This is a genomic window from Wolbachia endosymbiont of Atemnus politus, from assembly GCF_013309895.1.
The window spans coordinates 1-3800 of sequence record NZ_JAAXCS010000119.1; the positions used below are offsets into that span (position 1 = coordinate 1).

The window sequence follows — 3800 nt, forward strand, 5'->3', positions numbered from 1 at the left end:
CTGCTCCCAGTACTATCAGGAGTGTTTTTGATATAAAAACCTCGTTACTTTCCATTTTAGCAATAACCGAAAATAAAGCTCTAAGTAACAACCTACCGGTAATAAAAATCAATGCTAACGCGATAGCTGCTTGTACCAATGAGCTCATTAGACTATTTCCAGAGCTACCGGTAAGTAAAGGTACTAATACCATTAGCGGTACCACTGCAAAATCTTGCATCAATAGTACTGCTATCGACAACCTACCAACTTGACTTGCTTGAGAACCTTTTTCCTGCAGAAACTGTAACACTATTGCCGTTGAGGACAATGACAATGCAAGCCCACCGCCGATAACTGCTGCCATGTAAGTGTTCACTCCAAAAGTAAGAGCAATGCACCATATCGCTACCATGGTAACTATAACTTGAAGGGAACCAAATCCAAATGCATGAAGACGCATGGCAATGAGACGTTCAAAGGTAAATTCAAGACCTATAATGAACAATAGAAAAACTACGCCGAATTCTGCAAAAGTATCCATTGCGTCAGCTGAATGTATCAGATTAAATCCACGAGAACCAATAAACGCGCCTGCAACGAAGTAACCGAGCACTGAGCTGATATTCATTCTCCAAAACTCTATGCCTATAAACACAGCGGCGGAGAGTAAAATTATAATATCAAAAATGGTGGGAGCTGTTGTGCATGACATTTAACCTGTTGAATTAGACCATTTAATTGAGCAACCAATACTTGATTTTTGCTCGGCTGGAGGATAACCTGTTTCTGCAATAAATTTCATTGCTTGAAATAGATCACTGCTTCCTATTTTAAAGTTTTGAATCTTGTTTTTATTTTGCATCGTTAAAACGTCCACTATAGCAAAGGTTTAATTTAGCGTTGAAGCTAAAAGAGTCAGGAGTAGAAACAGCATCATACTTTTTAGCTACTTCTTGCGTACTGTCAATCAGATATGGAAATGTAAACCTATTTTCCTTGGCAAAATTAATCATATTTTCAAAGGAGTCTTCTGGATATTCATTTACATTATTTGGCATTATCGCAACAGTACTTACCTGATAATCCTTTTTTGCACATCAACATCGCTAACCTGATTGCTAATAATTGATTGAACGTAACGACAGTGATTGCATATAAACATTACAATAAGACCATTTTTTCCACGACAGTTACTTAATGTATAGTGTTTATTATCCACCCCCAAAAGATTGAAATCCTTTGCAGTAACTATTGCATACCAAGGGTATTGGCTTGGAGTTGACTTAGGGCTGATAAAGTTCGAAAGGGATTTCAAGAAATAGCGCTAAGAGAGTCTGTTAGGTGCAGTGTTATCACTGAAGTTGAAACTAAAGATAACAATCAAGTGTATAGTGCAATTAGAAAATTTCTCGCATAACCTGAATTTTGGTGTTTTTATAATGCTCTTTTTACAAGATATATAAAATAAAAGAAGTCGGGACCGGAATTGAACCGTGTATAAAAGGATTTGCAGTCCTCCGCATAAACCTTTCTCCCACCCAGTTTACGTTGAAAGGTATTTCGCCCAATAATTGAACCATTACCCCCACTCTGTTTAATTTATTTTGCCTTATTGCATATATCATCCGCCGATTTTGACTCACCACCAGAAAAAACTACTATTCTCTTTCCTGCATAGATATATTTTTGACGTATTCAATTCTTTTGGACAATGACTCAATATTTCCGGCTTCTATTTTTTCTTTTTCTAAGTGGTTAGTTAGAAGTTTTACTTTTATTATGTTGGCACCGAGCAAAGCTGCTATATGTGCAGCATAGGAAATAACATCAACTGCTGTTTCACATTCTTTGAAAATTCTTTCACCACGTGGATAAGACCACAGCACTACTGCAAGTCCACAAAATTTAGCCACAGCTATGATTTCAAGGGGTTCTTCTATCTTATCGAAACACTTCGCAGAACCAGGATATACAGTAAACCCAACAGCTATGCAGCCCAAACGCAGCGCGTCTTTCACAGAGGCAGTAATTTCCTGATCAGAATTTAGACCTTTCGAATGCAAAGAGTTGGAACTATTAAGTTTCAAAATAAGTTGCAGCATTTCAGCATAAGTTGAAGCACCAGCTTCGATCATACCAAGCGATGCAGCATATGCACTTACTCTTAAATCAACCGCAAGCTGAAAATGATAATGTGGATCGTAAGCATCAGGGCTAACTTCAAAGCTTTTTATTGGGCCGTGTTCAAATCCTTGGTCTACAGGTAGAATGACTAATTTGCCAGTTCCACCAAGTTTTCCATGCATGAGAAAACGAGTTAGGTTTGCTTTTACTCCAGGACTTACACTTTCATAGTAACTTAGGATCTGTCTTACTTTGTCACTTATTGTCACTATAACCAAAATTAAATTTAAGTTGTAAATTGTAACAAAGATAAAGCTCAATACAAGAATTTTAAGTTACATCAAAAGCAATTTTATATATATATTCTTGTTTACTCATATAAATCCTTAATGTCTTTCCTTTAGTACGCTATATTTGCTATTAAATATGGATTCCGTTAGTAATCCGCCCTGGTCACAACATACATATCCAGGAGGGGAACCAATCAATCTAGATATTGTATGAGATTCCTTATATTCAGATATGTCAAAGCGCACGAGATTTATACCCATACTTTTTTCCTAACTGTTTCGCAGTTTCAGTCACACCTACATCAGTCGGACCTGCAAAAAAGATAATTTGCTAAGGGTTTATCATAACTTCTCAGCCCAGATTTAGCAATTTTAATAGAATTTAACAAGAGATTCTATCGCTTGCTCTTGACCAAAAATTACATTCTAGAGGTTTTCTTTTAGAGATTTGATTCTTTGTATATCATCAAATTCAGACCCACAAGGTACGTTTGTCATCTTTGTGATATTATTCTTAATGTCTCTACTGTGCTTCATCTATAATCCTTTTATCCATTTATCCTTTTATCTATTATCCTGCTTCATCTATAACATCAACTGCTTTATCAGGTATTATTCGCCCACTAATATATTTATGCGAAAGTTCTACTGCAGACATAATGGCATGTTTCGCATAATATACTCCATGGTACCCTTTGTAGTAGTGCTTTATACCGTTTAGTATCTTTATTGTTGAACAGATGACTCTTTTATATTAATTTTTTGAAACCTTCTTGCTAATGCTTTATCCTTTTCAAAGCTAATGCTGTATTCTCTGTATGTAGTTGCACCTATGCAACGCAATGTACCTCATGCAAGTGCAGGTTTGAGTAGATTGCCAGCTTCAAGGAAGCTACCACTTGTTGAACCTGCATTGTCCATCGATAAAAAGAATAGCACCAGATTTTGTCACAATTGCTTTTATTATAGATTTTATTCTCTCTTTAAAGTCACCTCTATAGCGTGTTCCTGCGAAGAGTGTGACCCTAAATCCAAAGCATAAATTATGCTGGACCTCAGGACACTCGGAACACTGCTTTCGATGATTTTCAATACCAGACCTGCAACTATTGTCGTTTTGCCGACACCTGGATTCCCAACATATAGAGGGTTGTTTTTGCTGCGTCTTAATAAGATTTCTATAGTACGGTCTAATTCATAGTCACGACCGATAACGTAATCTATTTTTTTACTTCTCGCATAATCATTTAAATTTCTGCAATAACTTTGCAGAATTTCCTCGTCTTTTAATAACTCGCCTTTACTTACTGCAGTAGAAACGTCATTCTTTTTGTAGTGTTGTTATTAAGGCCTAAATATTACTAAAAGTATTTATTTAATATATCTTTATTTTAAGATAATGCA

4 pseudogenes are annotated in these 3800 nt (G+C 36.1%); all 4 read right to left on the reverse strand.

Annotated features, from left to right (window positions below):
* Positions 1-689, reverse strand: a pseudogene (locus HET73_RS06420) (cation:proton antiporter domain-containing protein); the annotation flags it as partial.
* A 5-nt stretch (positions 690-694) separates the two neighbouring features.
* Positions 695-1234 (reverse strand): annotated as a pseudogene (locus tag HET73_RS09560) (thioredoxin family protein).
* Between the two features lie 182 nt (positions 1235-1416).
* A pseudogene (locus HET73_RS06430) lies at positions 1417-2369 on the reverse strand (class I fructose-bisphosphate aldolase).
* Between the two features lie 138 nt (positions 2370-2507).
* Positions 2508-3728 (reverse strand): annotated as a pseudogene (locus HET73_RS10125) (AAA family ATPase); the annotation flags it as partial.
* Positions 3729-3800: the final 72 nt, after the last annotated feature.